Source organism: Mesorhizobium silamurunense (assembly GCF_014843905.1).
GTDB classification, from domain to species: domain Bacteria; phylum Pseudomonadota; class Alphaproteobacteria; order Rhizobiales; family Rhizobiaceae; genus Mesorhizobium; species Mesorhizobium silamurunense.
In genome coordinates this window covers 19,004-34,171 of the sequence record NZ_LPVS01000038.1, presented here as the reverse complement: position 1 = coordinate 34,171, position 15,168 = coordinate 19,004, and the positions used below count along the sequence as shown (strand labels likewise).

Genomic DNA, 15,168 nt, shown 5'->3' with positions numbered 1-15,168 from the left:
ATGCATATTTTGATGTTCGGAAAGATGCCTCCTATCCAGGGGGGCGTTTCCAAGGCAACTTGGATAGCGGCAACCGATCTTGTGACCGCCGGCCATACGGTAACCTTCATCTCGAACGCCAACAGTATGGGCTACGGATTTCGGCAAATGGGATCGGCCTCCAGCATAGATGCGACGGTTGCTGGCTTCGCGGGAAAGCTTGAGATTCGGCAGCTTGAGGCGGTGCCAAGGCTCTCTTACATTCCATGGGCACCGCCGTACCTCAGCCAACTTTTAGGAAACGCCATCGCCGCCGCGAAGTCGCGTTCGCCAGACTTGGTGATTGGATGGTATCTTGAACCCTATGGCGTTGCGGCTTCGATCTTTGGTCGATTGGCCGACACACCGGTCATATTGCGGCATGCCGGAAGCGACCTGGGTCGATTGAGGAAGGTTGCCGATTTAGGGCCACTCTATGACCACTGCTTAGCGTCGGCAAGCCGTGTGATGGCGAGCAAAAAGCAGGATGCGGTGCAGATTGTCTTGGATGCGGGCGTCAGACGCGAAAGCCTGGTCCAAGCTCGCGGCAGGAGGCTCGATGATTCCTTCTGGGAGCCTACTCGATTTGACTTTGAGGCACTTGTCGAAGAGGCGGAGGCTTTCTTCAGCAACTACGGTTTCGAACGCGACTTCCTGAAGATGCTGACCGATTGGAATAGGGAAGGGTTGAGGTGCTCAGATCCGATTGTCGGCAGTTACGGGAAGATCGGGATAGCGAAAGGGACCTACAGCCTAATTGATGCGCTGGACCTCCTCGCGGATCGAAACCTCCCGGTCGCCTATCGTGCGCTGTGGAGTGCCGCGCCTGATCGCTTTGCTCATGCATTCAACCACCTTGCGTCAAAGAAACGACTGCGGGGTCGAACGATCATTCTGCCACCGCTTCCTCCGTGGGAAGTTTCGGCTTTCATAAGGTCCTGCTCGGTGATCACGTTCCTGGAAAACAATTTTCCAATCGCGTTTCATGGGCCTCAGATTCCGCGTGAGGTGCTGGCATGTGGCACGCCGCTGTTATTGAGCGGTGAGATTTGTTCGAAGGTGTCTTTCGCCGCCGAGCTGGCGGATCGGACAAACGTCCTGCGCGCCCAAGACCCCAACAATGTGGCCGAGTTGGCGTCGGTCTTAGAGCTGGCAATTACAGATCGCGAAATGCGAGCGAGCCTCTCACATCACGGAAAGACTCTTTCGCGCACAATAGAATCGACCGCCCTTCCGCATGATCCACTGATTGATGTGATAAGATCCATGTAAATTCTCGATTAGACACTATCCAAACATACCTGACGCAGACGTTGATGTGCCTTCGACTGCAGTTTGTGCATGGACCGCGTCAGAGATGCATCTCGATGTTCTTGCTTCCCTTCCTGGAGCGACGAAGCTGCGATTTGCCTCCAAGACTGTCGAGCGGATAGCCCGAGGACAAGGATGGAGCGCCCGAGCTTTTTGAAGGCCTCGCATTTAAGAACCTTTTATTCCGGCCGATGGACGGGCCTGAACGCGAGGCGAATACCGCGGCCGCAGTCGCCTTGCCCACCCACGCTGGAACACCGGCTTTCACATTCGAGGCAGCGTAATGTTTTCGCGGGTACCCGAAACCCATCGCTGCCGTCGGGCGCACGGCCACTCATACCGTGTGGAACTTTGTCTAGTGGTGTGGGTCGTTTTCTAAAGTGTCATGGTGGGAGCGGACATCCCTTTGCGATGAGCTTGGCTCATTCCAGGTGAAGTCGGTGACGGCGCGAAGGCTGAGGATGAGCATCGAGCGTGCTTTCCACCGTCATCGGCATGACATCACGTTCTGCGATGGTTGCTGAAGCGGCCTTCTCAGAAAATTGAGCCGTTCAAAAAATTCGAGGGATTTGATGAACGCCACCACATTCAGCAGCCCCGTTTTCGTCAAGGACGGGAATTGCATTGTGCGAGAAATTGTCAGCATCGATGGCGCCATTGATTTTCTCGAAGAATGGCCCGAAAGCCGTCGAGATTTGATCCACAAGACTGCACTCAAAGCGTGCTACGATGCGCACGACGGCTACAAGCCGGTCAGCGTGGTCCGTCAGGCGTTCATCAGCTTCGCCAAGCGGGCTTGCATACTGGAAGACCCGGCTGCTGTAATGCCTTGGATCTCACCCCCTAAATCGGGCAGTGAAACGGAAGCGGTATAGGCTCATTAAGATCAGCGGTGCCGCACCAGGTCGAAAATCCGCGAAACAGGGCAACCGCGGCGGGCAGACTGTCCCGATCTATATCCGACGCTGGCAAACTTGGCCGAGAGGCGTTTTTTGGCGCCGGGAGTTGGGTGGAGGAAAAGGGATCGCGTGAAGGAAGTGCACGGCGTTGCCGATTGGCATCAAATAGGCATCTATGCCGGATGCAGTGCCCGCTCGACGCCGTTCGCGCTTGGGCCACCCAGGGCGACCAAGGCCTAAGTCGAGGAACTCATCGGAAAGCAACCTAAGCTACTCGTCGTCTCCGCCTTTCACCGCGATGAGACCCGCGACCTTCAGCCTGTCTTTGGGCTAGCCGAGCAGCAGACCGAGGATCGAGCCAATAAGGACGGCGAAGGGCTAGCTGCTAGCTGGACATACTGGCGTCGTTGCTGGGTCGCGTGATGCCAACCCTTCCAGGCGTGTAAGGGGCCGACCACACTGTTCGTCGGTGGCTACGTGTCGGACATGCAGTGACCGGCTGACCGGTTACGCGCTAGTCATTGGCAAAAACTCTTCTCCTCCTTGGCAGCCGCCGCGAATGCCTTACGGGCGAGAGTGGCCATACAAACGCGCACCGCGTAATCCCACCTAGGCTCCTTGTTGCTCCACTTTAGAAGCTGGTCGGCGGCACCCTCGACGTGGCTGACCCCAAACCGAACTCCGGGGCGGTGGGTCCTAACGTAGACGGGAGGGTTGAACCAATGGAGAGCCATGAGGCTACTCTCGGCTGTCAAAGGCAACGAACAGGCCGCGGACGGTTGCCTCCGTCACGACAACCTCGGTTAGTTCTTCGTCGCTTTCCACCAGATATGGTGCAGCATCGCGAGCTCCTTTCATTGTAGCTTTGATCGATACAATGTCCCCATGATCCGACCGGTCGAGAAGTAAGGCAACCACCTGCTCTGCCGTAGAAATTGGGCGGACTTTACGGATGACGTTCATTCTGCCCTCGTACCCAAAGACGCCAACGAAATTCGATATTGCGCGTCCCGCGACGAGACATCAATGGATGATTGAAACCGTACGAAACCGGCCAAGCGGACAGCTCACATATAGGGGGGCGTGGTCGGAATTTTGAGCGACCGGAGCCTAAGAGTCCGACCGCTGTTCCCTGTCGCGACAATTGAGAAGGTGGACCAGATCGTCGGCTTCGTCGATGGACATGTCGATCAAAGGGACGCCTACCTCGACAACCGGCTGCCCGGTGAACACGTCGATAATGTCCCACGAGCCTTCGGGCGTCTTCTCAATGTCGTATCGTCGGGTCATGGGTGATTTCGAGAGCAGGACTTAGTGCGGTAGCCGCTTAGCGTTCGAGTTTGGGACTGGCGCTGCTGGTCTGATCTAAGTAGTGAACTGAGAGGGCTCTGCATGTCGGGGCGCCTCCCTTTTGAAGTCGACAGATGATCTTCCAACACGAACTACCCTCCTCCCAGCAACCTTGTGTGTCCAGCCCGATAGCGAGAAATCTGCACCCTTTGTATGATCCATCCGACCGAGGTGAAGTCGACCCGATCGCGGCAATCGCTGGCGCTGTCCTGGGCGTTACATGCCAGGACGCCTTGTTTACCGCCGGGCCACCGACCATCGTCACCCACCAGCTCTTCGATCGACACGCGTCGACGCCGGTGCCAACGCGCTGTCCAGTGCCTCCGGCGTGTCGACCTCGATCTTGACCAATCTGTCCATGCAATAGCCGCCTGCGGTCCATAGGCATATTGGTCCTTGGAAATAATGGAAACGGTGCCCTACTCCCCTTCGCCAATTGGGCGTATTTGAATGGAGATGGCGCCGCGTTCAGGCACGGATGTGATCAACGCACCGACAATGATGGCCAATGCCGCGAGCATTCCTGGACCCGTCAGCCATTCGCCGAAGAACACGGCTGCGAAGAGGGCGGAAAAGAATGGCTCACTCGATTCGATGACCTGCGTCTTGTAAGCCTCGACATGCTGAAGGGCGAGGATCGTGCAGTAGAAACCGCAGAACGAGGGGATAATCCCCAGCGCTAACAAAGCTGGAACGGTGTTCACTGACGGGATTGGCGCGCCGCTCCAAGCGTAGGGAACGGCGAGCATGGCAAAGCCATAAGCCAGGAACCACCAGAAAGTTTCTAGGGTCGAGCGAAGCTTGAAGAATTTCCAAGCGAAAATAAAGCTGGCGTAGCCTAGCCCTGCGATAAGGGCGAGGCAAATGCCGATAATGCTTCCAGCCATCATGCCGTCGCCGGCAATCAGGAAGTAGCCTCCAAGGAAAACCATCGTCATGGCGAACGCCTTTCGCGTGGTCACCCTTTCCTTAAGTATGAGGATGTCGAGCGCGATTGCACCAAGGCCGCCAGTGAAAACAAGGATGGCAACAAGTGGAATCGGCGTGTAGGCGAAAGCTTGGGTTTCGAAATGATAAAGCGTGAAGATGCCAAGCGTAGAGCAGACGGCGATCTTCCACGATCCCGTGAAAGCGGCGCGGAGTCGAGCCAAGCCTCCAGACCTCAAAAGGATGACGATCGAAAGTAGCGAAAGCGCAATGCCGCAACGCCAGAATGCGACCGCGGTGGGGTCGAGCCCTTCATTAAAGGCGGACCGGGAAAGCACCCCGACGCTTCCATTGGACAGAGCTGCAAGAAGGGCGAAACCGGCCCCAAGGATCGACGACCAATAAGCATTCTTCATGGCTGTGACTTCATTGCTATCATGTGGGAGCGGCAGGCTTCGCCGAATGCACGGAAGATTTCGACGCTAAGTGGATCCTCTGCGTGAAACCATTCAGGATGCCATTGCACGGCGGCGGCAAACGTTGCCGCGCCCTTTACGGAGACAGCTTCGATGACGCCGTCCATGCATCGCGCATCGACCTCAAGGCCATCAGCCAAACGCGCGATCCCCTGCCGATGCAGGGTGTTGACCAGGACCGGTTTCTTTTGCGAGCGACGGATGCACTGGGCAATGTAACCTCGGCCTTCGGCTCGAATTGCATGCGAGCAGGCGTATTGAAGGTCGCGCGGGAGTGTGAGGTCTTCCACATGAGTGATCCGACCTTGACCTTCCGAAAGGTCACTTGAGAGGGTACCACCAAGCGCGACGTTGAGTTCCTGCAACCCACGGCAGATTCCGAACAGCGGAATGCCGGACGACAGAGCAATCTTGATCGCAGCAATACTTGTCCGATCCCGGTCGAGATCGAGCGTCTCTGGACAAGCTTCTGGCCCCCCATAAAACGAGGGCGAGACATTCGACTCCGCCCCGGTCAGCAGCACCCCGTTGAGGACCGAAAAGCAGGTCTGCAAACTCTCTTCCTCAAGTCCGGCCGGGATGACGAGCGGCAAAACACGCGCAGTTGAACGCAGGGCTTCGAGATAACGGATGCGCACCGTCTCATAGCCGACGCTGTCCACTGTCTGGCGGTTAGAAAGGACACCGACGATCACCGGACTTCTGTCTGCAATCGCGGTCAAATCAGGCGCCCCCAAGGGCTTGCCCGATATCGGCGATGATATCATCGATATGCTCAAGTCCGACGGAGATGCGGACTGTTCCATCGCAAACCCCGGCAGCAAGGCGCGCCTCGCGGGGAACCGAAGCATGAGTCGTCGAGGCTGGATGCGTGGCGAGCGTTCTCGCGTCGCCAATATTTGAGACGTGGTAGGCGAGTCGCAGGCTCTCGATAAAACGCCCCCCGGCCTCGATGCCTCCAGCGATATCGAAAACGATCATGGGGCCGCCATGATCGCCCATGTTCTGCACGGCGCGATGCCGTTCGACGGTTCCGCCAAAAGCCGGATACTTCACGTCGACAACACCAGGATGCGCCTTAAGATAGTCGGCCAGCTGCCGGGCATTGGAGCAATGTCGCGGCATTCGCAAAGGCAGCGTTTCCAACCCTTGGATGCAGAGAAAAGATGAGAACGGGGACGGGCAGGGTCCAAAGTCGCGCATGAGCGTGTTGCGCATCTTGAGCAGGAACGGGCTGGCCCCATATGGGCCGGGCAGACCGCGCGCAGCATCAAGCCAGAGTATGTTGCCATGGGAGATATCAGGACGTGTCATCAACGGAAAGCGCTCGGGATAAGCAGCCCAGTCGAAGGTGCCGCCGTCGACGATAATGCCGCCAATCGTGGTGCCGTGGCCGCAAATATATTTGGAAGTGGACTGCACGGTTAGATGGGCGCCAAGCTTGAGAGGGCGTGAAATGAGGGGGGTCATCGTGTTGTCGATGATCAGCGGAATTCCGACTTCATGCGCGATCGCCCCCACTTCGACGATTGGGAAGGGGCTGAGCTTCGGGTTGGGAAGCCCTTCCGCAAACCAACAGCGAGTGCGGTGGTCCGAGGCTTCGCGGAAGCGCTCGGGATCACTCGGATCGACGAAGCGCGTTTCGATCCCGAGCCGCTGAAACGTGCTGGCGAGCAGATTGATTGTCCCGCCATACAGGTGCGCGGAGCTCACGATATTGTCCCCGGTAACAGCAATGTTCAGGATCGCAAGCATTATCGCGGCCTGTCCCGAGGAGGTTGCCAAGGCGTCGACGCCACCCTCGAGAGCCGCGACACGTTGTTCGAATATATCCGTCGTCGGGTTCATCAACCGCGAATAGGTACGCCCCTGCCGGCGGAGATCGAAGACGTCCGATGCATGGTCAATGGATTCGAACGCATAGGCGTTCGAGAGATAGATCGGTACAGTCGTCGCCAGGGTCGCCGGATCACAGCGATAGCCCCCATGCAGAACCGTCGTTTCCGCATGAAGAGCCGGCGTCGGCTCCAATCGTGTTGCAGGGCCATCTTTTTGGAGTTTGGTCAACTTCGAGTGCTCCGGAGACACATTGTTCTCGATGGATAGTGTTCAGGCCCGCGATCCCGCTCTTGCGGCAAAGCGCTTCCGGTTCTGGTCGCGGATCAGCTTCAGGATCGAAGGCTCGCCATTTGGGCCAGATTGGAAGATCCCGCCCGCTTCGGAACAGTGCGCCGCATAGGCGGGGTCCCTCATGCGGATGGCGTGAGCTTCGGGCAAGCGCCAGAGCGGGGTCGCTGGATCGAGATGATGATCGAGATGATAGTTGTCGCCGTTGATCGCGGTCAGCCACTTCTCGATATGACGGCTGCGGCGATTCCGGGTCATTTCCAGATCTACGGTTCGGCGGTCGATGGAGCTGCAATGCTCGGACATCTCGATGAACCAGCCGATGATGTGAAACGAGGTCAGGTAGGGAACTACCCAGAGAAGGACAAGCTCCTGGAAGGAGCCGTAGGCTAGAGCGAGCGTTACGACACAAGCCCAGAACGCGTAGAAGCCCCAGCGATCGAACACGTAAAGCCATGTCTCTTCGCGCTTCACTCGCGTTGAGCTCTCCTTGCGAGAGAAGGTGTCCAGGATCATCCGGTATCTGTTGCGGAGCAGATACTTCAGATATCCGTAGGTTTTCGATCCAAGCAGCGGCAAGATGATGATCTTCCAAACGAAGGAGCGATCCGTTTGGGGTGTGAAGACACCTTCCGCGATGAAAAACCTCAGGTCAGGATCGGCATCGGCTCTCCCGAGGTAGGGGTGATGGCTGTGGACGTGGGACTCCTTGTAGGCGAAGTGGCGTTGAAACAGGGGCCAAGCCGTCAGCAACGTGCCGAGCAGGAAGTTCAGCACACGATTTTTTGTCAGCACACCGTGCGCACAATCGTGCAAGATGGTGGAGATGCCTCGCTGACGGGCTCCGATGACAATCACACTCAGGGGATAGAACCACCAGCTTACTCCAATGACCAGCCACGCGAAGGCGGCGATCACCGCATAGTCCTTTGTGATGTAAAGAGGCCCATGCCAATTGTCGGTCTCAAGGGCCTTGATCTCGCGAGTGATGGATCGATCGAAGCGGTAGTGGTTGTAGCGCCGTGGTGCTTCGATGCCGTGATACTGGGGCTGTACATGAGCGTTCATGAAAACACCCTCTGCCGAGAATTGCAGGGCCACTCGGCGGTATAGTCGCCGACGAAGCGGTCAATGAGATCAGCTTTGACGTTTGGCATGACAATGGCATGGGCGTAGTTGCCATGACATGCGAGTTGGTATTCGTTAACGAGCCTCTCGGATGGTTTCGGAAACACAACCGTCAAGGAGCACGGATTGAGCAGTACCGGGACACTGGCTGAGCGTAGTGCTCCGGCAAAGCCATCCGCGCGCTCGATGCAGGTTCGGGCAAAATGACGGAAACCGCCGATACCGAGGCGCGTCAGCCGGTTCCATATCGCCAGAACGGCGTGGCCGTTTCGCGATCCCATTAAGGTAGTATCATCAGAGCGCAAGTAGCTCACGGCGGAGGCCACTCGACGGACATGTTCGCGTTGGACTACGAGGATGCCGCAGGGCATCGGCGTGCCGATCATCTTGTGGCCCGAGGTTGACATACTGTCGATCCCGTGCCGGAACGAGGGACGGATACCACTCGGTAAGCCATCGACGAAGGGAAGGACCATTGCATTTAGGGCGCCATCGACGTGGACGAAGCGCCGACTCGGATCGATCCCGACTTGGTCCAGAACGCTGATGCAGGACGCAATATCATCGTGCGCCCCTTTCATGGTCGTTCCACAGGTCAATGCGAGAATGACGCAGCGATGGCGATTTGCCTGAACGACTTCCCGCAGAGCATCCGGACAGATGGCGCCGGTATGGTCGGCCTCGCACGTCAAGGCCTCGATCCGGAGGATTTTCGCCGCCTTTGGGACCGAATAATGCGCCTCTGTGGAGTGTATCAGAACCGGATTACCAAGAGTCTCTCGCGCAAGGTATAGGGCCCACAAATTGCCCTCAGTTCCGCTCGCGCCCACCACTCCCCAGTATTCTTCTGGATCGGCACATTCCCAGATCCGAGTGAACCAGTCGACCACCTCGCGCTCTACGCCACAAACCTCAGTCGCATAGTGTGAACCGACATAGGGGTCGCCCAAGTTATTGATAAAAAATTTGCAGAACTGAGAGATTGGCCAGGCATCAAAGTCGAGATTGTATGGGTATCCCAAGTGTTTTGCGCGCCTATCGGCGAATTTATCGTTGAGTTTATCCAGTGTCGCATTGATCACGGCCGGTGTACTGACACGAGTGTTAAATATATCGCACGTAAGCTTCACTCATATGCTCCGCTATGGCCGCCCAGGGAAACGGCAGGCAGTCGAGACCCGCTCTAGCCCGCCGCCACCCTGCCTCCGGCTCAGCGTCACTGATCCGGTAGGCCGGGTGGCGACTTCGGCGAGATAGCCGTCCACGGCCCTTGGGGCATCGGTGCGCCGGGAACGACGGAATTGTCACACGACGAGAATATCGGTTCGGCAACTCCTGACCCCTCGCGCCGAGGAAGCCTCAAAAATCATGCCGACATCGTACTAAGGGGCTCAAAAAGAGCCTTCCATATAATATTCAATGACTTAACCAGGTACAGGAGGTCGATCAGTCCTGCGTCGCGGACCCGACAAAGCGACCGTCAATGTCGGTTGTCAGACATTGTCCGGGAGTGCTGAACAGGCAGTCTTCCAGTCGGTCAAGGGGCGACCCAGACCCCCACCTTGATCGCGACAGCACCCTTCCATTTCCACAATTGCGGCGGCACCAACCGCGATGGTTATTGGTTCTGCGCGAAGAACGCGATCTCGCCTCCCGCCTCCGTGGGGTGTCTACCGCACCTACTTGTGTCCGAAGCTGAACAAGAATGTCGCAAGCCCGGCCAAAAGGTCGCCAGGGCCGGGCCACCGCTTTACCGAGCAAGCTGTGTAACGCAGATCGAGCGCCGAGTCGGCACGCAACTTGCTTCGATGATTTCGACGCGCGAGAACCGCCTCGCCGTCGTTACGCTCGGCGGCGGCGCATGGCCGGAAGACAGCGTCGACCATTGGTCGGCATCAACCCGGGTGCTCCCCTGTCGGCGCGGAGGCGGCGCACTGACGGCCAGCGCCGCGAAGCCGCCTATGGTAAGCATCCCTGCATTCCCTTGCGCGTGATCGTAGAGGTCTTCCGAGTATTGCTGGCTTCGAAGCCAAGATGCAACGGCGCAGGGCACTCCGACGCGCCCTGTCCAAACGACAAGCTTAGAAGGTGGCTTCGCTGCGACTAGCCGCCGAGGAGGATGCAGCATGACAAAGATCGCCTTCATCGGACTCGGTTCGATGGGCGGGCCCATGGCCCGAAATCTTCTCAAGCGCAGCTTTGAAGTTCAGGGCTTCCATATCGCCGCAAAGAGCCTCGCGGATCTACAAGCTCCGGGAGGCACGCCGGCCGTCTCGGCTGCCGGAGCCTGCGCGGGCGCGAATTTTGTCTTGCTTATGGTGGTCGATGCGGCGCAGGCGCAAGCGGTGCTCTTCACCGATGGAGCGCTTGCGGCAGCGCCTTCTGACGCGACCGTCTGTCTGATGGCGACCGGTCCGCCGAAATCGGTCGAATCTATCGCCGCGCGCGTTACCGCGACCGGGCGAGGATTCATCGACGCGCCGGTCTCGGGCGGCACTGCTGGGGCAACAGCCGGGACGCTGACGATCTTGGCGGCTGCGCCGCGGAGCAGCGCCGGTGCTGGGTCATGCCCGATCGGAAAGCCGCCGCGCAAGAGACAGTAGCCGCGATCCAGGCGGCTATGCGATTGGCGAGACGAAGCCTGCAACCGCCAGAGTAATCGTGCGCAGGATCGCGCCGCGCGGCCTGATGCGATACCATCTCTCGCCGCACCGGGCTGAGGGCTTCGTCTGTCAGGCGGTCTAGGTTTCGCGTTTTGGGCCGAGCACGAACACTGTCGGGACGGCGAGGAACGTGGCAACCGCGCTGTAGGCAACGACGCTAGCAACGCCGGCATTATCCACCAGTAGTCCGCCGAAAATCGCGCCGGCTGCGATGGCCAACTGGAACGTTGCGGTCATTAGCGCACCGGCGCTTTCGGCCTGCTCGGGAGCAGCGCGCAGCACCATCCACGTCTGTAGCCCCACCGGCACCGCGCCGAAGGCAAAACCCCATACGGCAACCGCAATCGCCGAGACCAAGGCCGATGCTCCCACCGTCAGCAGCGAGACCGCGGCTATCGCTATGAGCAGGGGCGGAAGAGCCGCGACTGCCTTGAGGCTGTGCTTGCCCACGAATGCGCCGGCCAAATTACCGAAGAAACCGCCGATGCCAGAAGCGAGCAAGACCAGCGAGATCGTCTCGATATCGAGCGCAGGAATCTTCTCGAGAAAGGGACGGATGTAGATGAAGCTGGCGAAGTGCCCAGAAGCGACCAGCAGGACAACCAAATACGCGACCCTGGTCGTTGGATTCTTGGCCGCATCCAGCAGACTGCGGAATGTAGCCACTTCAATCGGAGGCAGCGTCGGAATGGTTATGAGTTGGACCAGCAATGTTATGGCATTAACGAATACGGCGATCATGAAGGCGGCTCGCCATCCCCAGATCTCTCCGACATAAGCGCCGGCAGGAGGCGCGCAAACGGTAGCGACGGAAACGCCGGTGATGATGATCGACATGGCGCGCGGCAGGAAGTGACTTGGAACGAGCCGCATCGCCAGCGCTGCCGAAATCGACCAGAAGCCTCCGAGCGCTATGCCGAGCACGACACGTGCCGTCAGGAAAACTGGCAGTGACCAGGCGACCTCCGCCAGAACGTTGGACAGGATCTGCAGCAGCGTCATCGCCCACATAACGATTTTGCGGTCCAGGCGCCTTGTAATAATGGCCATCGTCGGCGCCGAGATCGTCCCGGCGATTGCGGTCGCTGTCAGCGCCTGACCAGCCGCACCCTTGGTGATACCGAGATCATGCGCGAGTGGCGTCAACACGCTTGCAGGTAGAAACTCTGCCGTCACCAGTCCGAAGGTGCCCAAGGCAAGCGAAATGACCGCACCCCATGCGGGACAAGACCGTTGATCGGGCTTTTCTGGCTCGTGCAGAGCAGCGTCCGTGAAGCCTGTCGCCGATTCGGCCATGAATAAGCTCTTCAGTTTGAATGCGCTGCAACATGGGGTGGATGGGTCGACCCATTAAAGCCAGAAGCGCCGCCTTTTCCGGCGGCACTCAGCGACATGTTGTGACCGTGCGGCGTGCAATATCGATGCCGTTTCCTTGAGTCGGAGACGCTGTCGTCGAGGACGGGACAATGCCCCGAGGTTCGGCGGGAACGCTCGGTCACCAGAACGAGAGATGTCCGAAGCTGAACAAGAATGTCGCAAGCCCGACCAAAAGGCCGCCAAGGCTCGGCCGCCGTTACCGGGCAAGTGGTGCAACACAAACGGTGCGCTAACCGGCACGCAACTTGCTCTCTGACAGTTTTGTAGGGTGGCGTCAGCAGTGCGTGATGGAGTTCAGCGTCATTGGCCAATCTGTACGGCGCCTGATCCGGGGCGTGTCCCGTGCTGGCAATCGACCTTGTGACCAGCCGTGCGATCCAATCTAGCGCAAGAACGCCTGACGTTCAGGAGAGACCAAATGACGATTAATGCGGTTCCAGATCATGTCCCGCCCGAAATGGTGAGGGACTTCAGTCTGTTTACGTCGCCTGGCATGGCGTCGACGCCCAACGGAGATCCGCACGCAGCTGTCGCTTGCGTCCATGCCGGGCCGCCGATCTTTTATTCGCCCTACAACACGCGCGATGGCCGGGGTACCTGGGTCATCACTCGCGCCGCAGACCAACGCCGTGTGCTGCAGGACGCCGAAACCTTTTCCAGCCATCGCAGCATCTTCTCATCCGCGCTGGGCGAAAACTGGCCGATGATCCCGCTTGAACTCGATCCACCGGCCCATGGCGTCTTTCGCTCACTGCTCAATCCGCTGCTTTCGCCAAAGCGGGTGGTGGTATTGGAGCCGAAGGTCCGCGAGCGAGCAATCACGCTGATCCTTAGGATCGCCGCATCGGGCACAAGCTGCGACGTCATGAAGGATTTTGCCTTTCCTTTCACGGTCAGCATCTTCCTTCGCCTTCTGGGGCTTCCGGATCACCGACTCGATACATTTGTCGGCTGGGCGAAAGATCTGCTCCACGGCGACGATGTGAAGCGACCGGCGGCGGCCCGGACGATTGTGGCCTTCATCGACGAACTTGCAACCAAGCGCCGCAAGGAACCGGTCGACGATTTCATGACTTTCATCGTCCAGGCACAGGTCGAGGGCCGCCGGCTGACCGAGGAGGAAGTCCGTGGGATCGGCGTGCTCGTGTTCATTGCGGGCCTCGACACGGTCGCGGCAGCTATAGGCTTTGGCTTGGCTTATCTCGCGCGCAACATCAAAGATCAAGATTTGCTCCGGCGCGAACCGGACCGAATCGTGCTCGCAGCCGAAGAATTGCTGCGCGCCTATCCAAGCGTTCAGATAATCCGAGTGGCAACCAAAGATATAGACTTCGAAGGCGCGCCGATCCGCAAGGGGGACTATGTTTCCTGCGCCGCGATGATTGCCAATCGTGACCCAGCGGAATTCGAATGCCCCAACACGGTCGATCTGGCGCGAGAGGACAACCGCCACGCCGCCTTTGGCTATGGTCCCCATCGTTGCCTTGGCTCACACCTTGCCCGGCGGGAGCTTGTCATTGGCCTGGAGGAGTGGCTGGCGCGTATCCCGGCTTTCCGGATCCAGAACGCTACGGCACCCATTACCTCCGGCGGCCATCTATTCGGGATCGAAAATCTGATCCTGGACTGGTCCTGACCAAGCCCGTCTCGAGCCGGGGCACAGACATTGGAGGTGGCGCTATGCGCATTATTGTTCACAAAGCCAAATGCCAGGGTCACGCGCGATGCTCGGCGCAAGCGCCGGACGTCTTCAAGCTTGATGACGAGGGCTACATCCTGCCCGGTGACATTGAGGTTGCGGAGGGGCAGCAACTGCTTGCGTCACGCGGTGCGCGATCCTGTCCCGAACGTGCGCTGGAACTCGACCCTACCCCCGCTGCGCGAGTTGTTCCGGACGCCATTGAACCGAGAGTCTGGCGGGCTTGAATGGGGATCGACCCTGTGGCCGCATACTGAAAGACGGCAGGCGGCCGCTGTCCCACCCTCCTCCTCCCTATCACCGAACTTGCGGCAGAGACGATGGACCAGGCAAAAATTAACGAATTACACGACCGTGAGGCAATCCGCGACTGCCTCTATCGATACTGCCGGGGGATAGATCGCGCGGATGAGGCGGCGTTGCGCAGCGCCTACTGGCCCGATGCGCATGACAATCACGGGGCCTATTGCGGCTCGGCAGAGGGCTTCATCCGGTTTGCGCTCGGTGTCTTCAAGACCGAGCCTCGCAACATCCATCAGATCACGAACGTCCTGATCGAATTCATCAGCCGGGCAGAGGCCGCGGTCGAGAGCTATTTCACCGCGCTGCAACACGGACCTGACAAATACGGAGAAGTACGCCAGACGCTCCTCTGCGGCCGCTACTGCGATCTGTTTCAGAAGAGGGAAGGGGAGTGGCGGATTGCCGAACGGACGGTGGTCTACGATTGGCTCGAGGAGCAGATCCCACCAGCGGTCCTTGAGGCAGAACGGTTCGGCCCGCGACAGCCGATTGGAGCACCTCATCCGCACGATCCGGTCTACGCGCTCGGGAAGCGTCGCATTCCTTTTTCGCCATGATGCCTTCAGAGATTTCGAACGGGAGGTCCGCGTTGGCCGAGGGGACAAGAGACTATGCAACTTTGCAATGTTACAGCGCGCCCGGCGAAAGCCTGCCCGGTGAAGATGCGGCCGGTAGGATTGCCTTTCCGCCCGCGAAGGCTTGACCTGACAGCGATCAGCTCTGTCGCCACGAGCCTGCTGACGATGCTTGTGCAGCGATTTTGCGGGATTCCGGCAGAGCCTTTCATCAAGGTAAGCGCCTGTCCTCGGTGGCCCTCACCAGCTTCGACTGCCAAATCGAGAGTTGGACCGCTGGCGAAACGCACGACGTCTATCTGGGGTCGCAACTGT

At 58.7% G+C, this 15,168-nt stretch carries 14 protein-coding genes and 1 pseudogene; 7 read left to right on the top strand and 8 right to left on the bottom strand.

Features of this window, described 5'->3' with window-relative positions; translation table 11 throughout:
* The 3 genes and pseudogenes from AU465_RS10720 to AU465_RS10715 all read left to right on the top strand — a co-directional run bounded on the left by AU465_RS10720 (nucleotide 1) and on the right by AU465_RS10715 (nucleotide 2,204).
* Nucleotides 1-1,290 carry a glycosyltransferase family protein gene (locus tag AU465_RS10720; protein WP_192246708.1) on the top strand — a complete coding sequence of 430 codons (1,290 nt, stop codon included), beginning with the start codon at nucleotides 1-3 and terminating at the stop codon, nucleotides 1,288-1,290.
* Between the two features lie 275 nt (nucleotides 1,291-1,565).
* Nucleotides 1,566-1,687: pseudogene (locus AU465_RS37745) on the top strand (6-carboxytetrahydropterin synthase); the annotation flags it as partial.
* A 214-nt stretch (nucleotides 1,688-1,901) separates the two neighbouring features.
* Nucleotides 1,902-2,204 (top strand): DUF982 domain-containing protein, encoded by a 303-nt coding sequence (locus tag AU465_RS10715; protein ID WP_192246706.1) that lies wholly within the window; start codon nucleotides 1,902-1,904, stop codon nucleotides 2,202-2,204.
* A 762-nt stretch (nucleotides 2,205-2,966) separates the two neighbouring features.
* On the opposite strand, the gene AU465_RS10710 is transcribed toward AU465_RS10715, so the two are convergent.
* The 7 genes from AU465_RS10710 to AU465_RS10680 form a co-directional block, all read right to left on the bottom strand.
* Nucleotides 2,967-3,191 (bottom strand): hypothetical protein, encoded by a 225-nt coding sequence (locus AU465_RS10710; RefSeq protein ID WP_192246704.1) that lies wholly within the window; start codon nucleotides 3,189-3,191, stop codon nucleotides 2,967-2,969.
* 147 nt (nucleotides 3,192-3,338) lie between these two features.
* Nucleotides 3,339-3,518 (bottom strand): hypothetical protein, encoded by a 180-nt coding sequence (locus AU465_RS10705; protein WP_192246702.1) that lies wholly within the window; start codon nucleotides 3,516-3,518, stop codon nucleotides 3,339-3,341.
* Nucleotides 3,519-3,997: 479 nt separating this feature from the next.
* Nucleotides 3,998-4,921 carry a DMT family transporter gene (locus AU465_RS10700; protein WP_192246700.1) on the bottom strand — a complete coding sequence of 308 codons (924 nt, stop codon included), beginning with the start codon at nucleotides 4,919-4,921 and terminating at the stop codon, nucleotides 3,998-4,000.
* On the bottom strand, nucleotides 4,918-5,703 hold the full coding sequence (locus tag AU465_RS10695; protein ID WP_192246698.1) for a gamma-glutamyl-gamma-aminobutyrate hydrolase family protein: 786 nt from the start codon (nucleotides 5,701-5,703) through the stop codon (nucleotides 4,918-4,920). Before AU465_RS10695 ends, AU465_RS10700 begins: the two co-directional genes overlap by 4 nt.
* Before the next feature lies 1 nt (nucleotide 5,704).
* On the bottom strand, nucleotides 5,705-7,048 hold the full coding sequence (locus tag AU465_RS10690) for an O-acetylhomoserine aminocarboxypropyltransferase/cysteine synthase family protein (RefSeq protein ID WP_246505978.1): 1,344 nt from the start codon (nucleotides 7,046-7,048) through the stop codon (nucleotides 5,705-5,707).
* A gap of 42 nt (nucleotides 7,049-7,090) precedes the next feature.
* Nucleotides 7,091-8,176 (bottom strand): fatty acid desaturase family protein, encoded by a 1,086-nt coding sequence (locus tag AU465_RS10685; protein WP_192246696.1) that lies wholly within the window; start codon nucleotides 8,174-8,176, stop codon nucleotides 7,091-7,093.
* The gene (locus tag AU465_RS10680) at nucleotides 8,173-9,318 is read right to left on the bottom strand and encodes a histidine decarboxylase (RefSeq protein WP_312891234.1); all 1,146 of its coding nucleotides are present in this window, start codon (nucleotides 9,316-9,318) and stop codon (nucleotides 8,173-8,175) included. Before AU465_RS10680 ends, AU465_RS10685 begins: the two co-directional genes overlap by 4 nt.
* 1,044 nt (nucleotides 9,319-10,362) lie before the next feature.
* Here AU465_RS10680 and AU465_RS10675 point away from each other — a divergent pair.
* Complete coding sequence (locus AU465_RS10675; RefSeq protein WP_192246692.1) at nucleotides 10,363-10,839, top strand: NAD(P)-binding domain-containing protein; 477 nt, start codon at nucleotides 10,363-10,365, stop codon at nucleotides 10,837-10,839.
* 138 nt (nucleotides 10,840-10,977) lie between these two features.
* Here the strand turns inward: AU465_RS10675 and AU465_RS10670 are convergent, their stop codons facing one another.
* Nucleotides 10,978-12,195 (bottom strand): MFS transporter, encoded by a 1,218-nt coding sequence (locus AU465_RS10670; RefSeq protein ID WP_192246690.1) that lies wholly within the window; start codon nucleotides 12,193-12,195, stop codon nucleotides 10,978-10,980.
* A 499-nt stretch (nucleotides 12,196-12,694) separates the two neighbouring features.
* Here AU465_RS10670 and AU465_RS10665 point away from each other — a divergent pair, with 499 nt between their 5' ends.
* The 3 genes from AU465_RS10665 to AU465_RS36410 all read left to right on the top strand — a co-directional run bounded on the left by AU465_RS10665 (nucleotide 12,695) and on the right by AU465_RS36410 (nucleotide 14,835).
* Nucleotides 12,695-13,912, top strand: a complete 1,218-nt coding sequence (locus tag AU465_RS10665) for a cytochrome P450 (protein ID WP_192246688.1) — start codon at nucleotides 12,695-12,697, stop codon at nucleotides 13,910-13,912.
* Nucleotides 13,913-13,956: 44 nt separating this feature from the next.
* Nucleotides 13,957-14,202, top strand: coding sequence for a ferredoxin (locus AU465_RS36415; protein ID WP_192246686.1), 246 nt, complete (start codon nucleotides 13,957-13,959; stop codon nucleotides 14,200-14,202).
* 93 nt (nucleotides 14,203-14,295) lie between these two features.
* Complete coding sequence (locus tag AU465_RS36410) at nucleotides 14,296-14,835, top strand: nuclear transport factor 2 family protein (RefSeq protein ID WP_192246684.1); 540 nt, start codon at nucleotides 14,296-14,298, stop codon at nucleotides 14,833-14,835.
* The last annotated feature ends 333 nt before the right edge of the window (nucleotides 14,836-15,168 follow it).

Excerpts from the sequence above, each read along its gene's own strand:
- AU465_RS10720 (WP_192246708.1), top strand. The coding sequence starts at position 1 with ATGCATATTTTGATGTTCGGAAAGATGCCTCCTATCCAGGGGGGCGTT.
- AU465_RS10715 (WP_192246706.1), top strand. The coding sequence starts at position 1,902 with ATGAACGCCACCACATTCAGCAGCCCCGTTTTCGTCAAGGACGGGAAT.
- AU465_RS10710 (WP_192246704.1), bottom strand. The coding sequence starts at position 3,191 with ATGAACGTCATCCGTAAAGTCCGCCCAATTTCTACGGCAGAGCAGGTG.
- AU465_RS10705 (WP_192246702.1), bottom strand. The coding sequence starts at position 3,518 with ATGACCCGACGATACGACATTGAGAAGACGCCCGAAGGCTCGTGGGAC.
- AU465_RS10700 (WP_192246700.1), bottom strand. The coding sequence starts at position 4,921 with ATGAAGAATGCTTATTGGTCGTCGATCCTTGGGGCCGGTTTCGCCCTT.
- AU465_RS10685 (WP_192246696.1), bottom strand. The coding sequence starts at position 8,176 with ATGAACGCTCATGTACAGCCCCAGTATCACGGCATCGAAGCACCACGG.
- AU465_RS10675 (WP_192246692.1), top strand. The coding sequence starts at position 10,363 with ATGACAAAGATCGCCTTCATCGGACTCGGTTCGATGGGCGGGCCCATG.
- AU465_RS10670 (WP_192246690.1), bottom strand. The coding sequence starts at position 12,195 with ATGGCCGAATCGGCGACAGGCTTCACGGACGCTGCTCTGCACGAGCCA.
- AU465_RS10665 (WP_192246688.1), top strand. The coding sequence starts at position 12,695 with ATGACGATTAATGCGGTTCCAGATCATGTCCCGCCCGAAATGGTGAGG.
- AU465_RS36415 (WP_192246686.1), top strand. The coding sequence starts at position 13,957 with ATGCGCATTATTGTTCACAAAGCCAAATGCCAGGGTCACGCGCGATGC.
- AU465_RS36410 (WP_192246684.1), top strand. The coding sequence starts at position 14,296 with ATGGACCAGGCAAAAATTAACGAATTACACGACCGTGAGGCAATCCGC.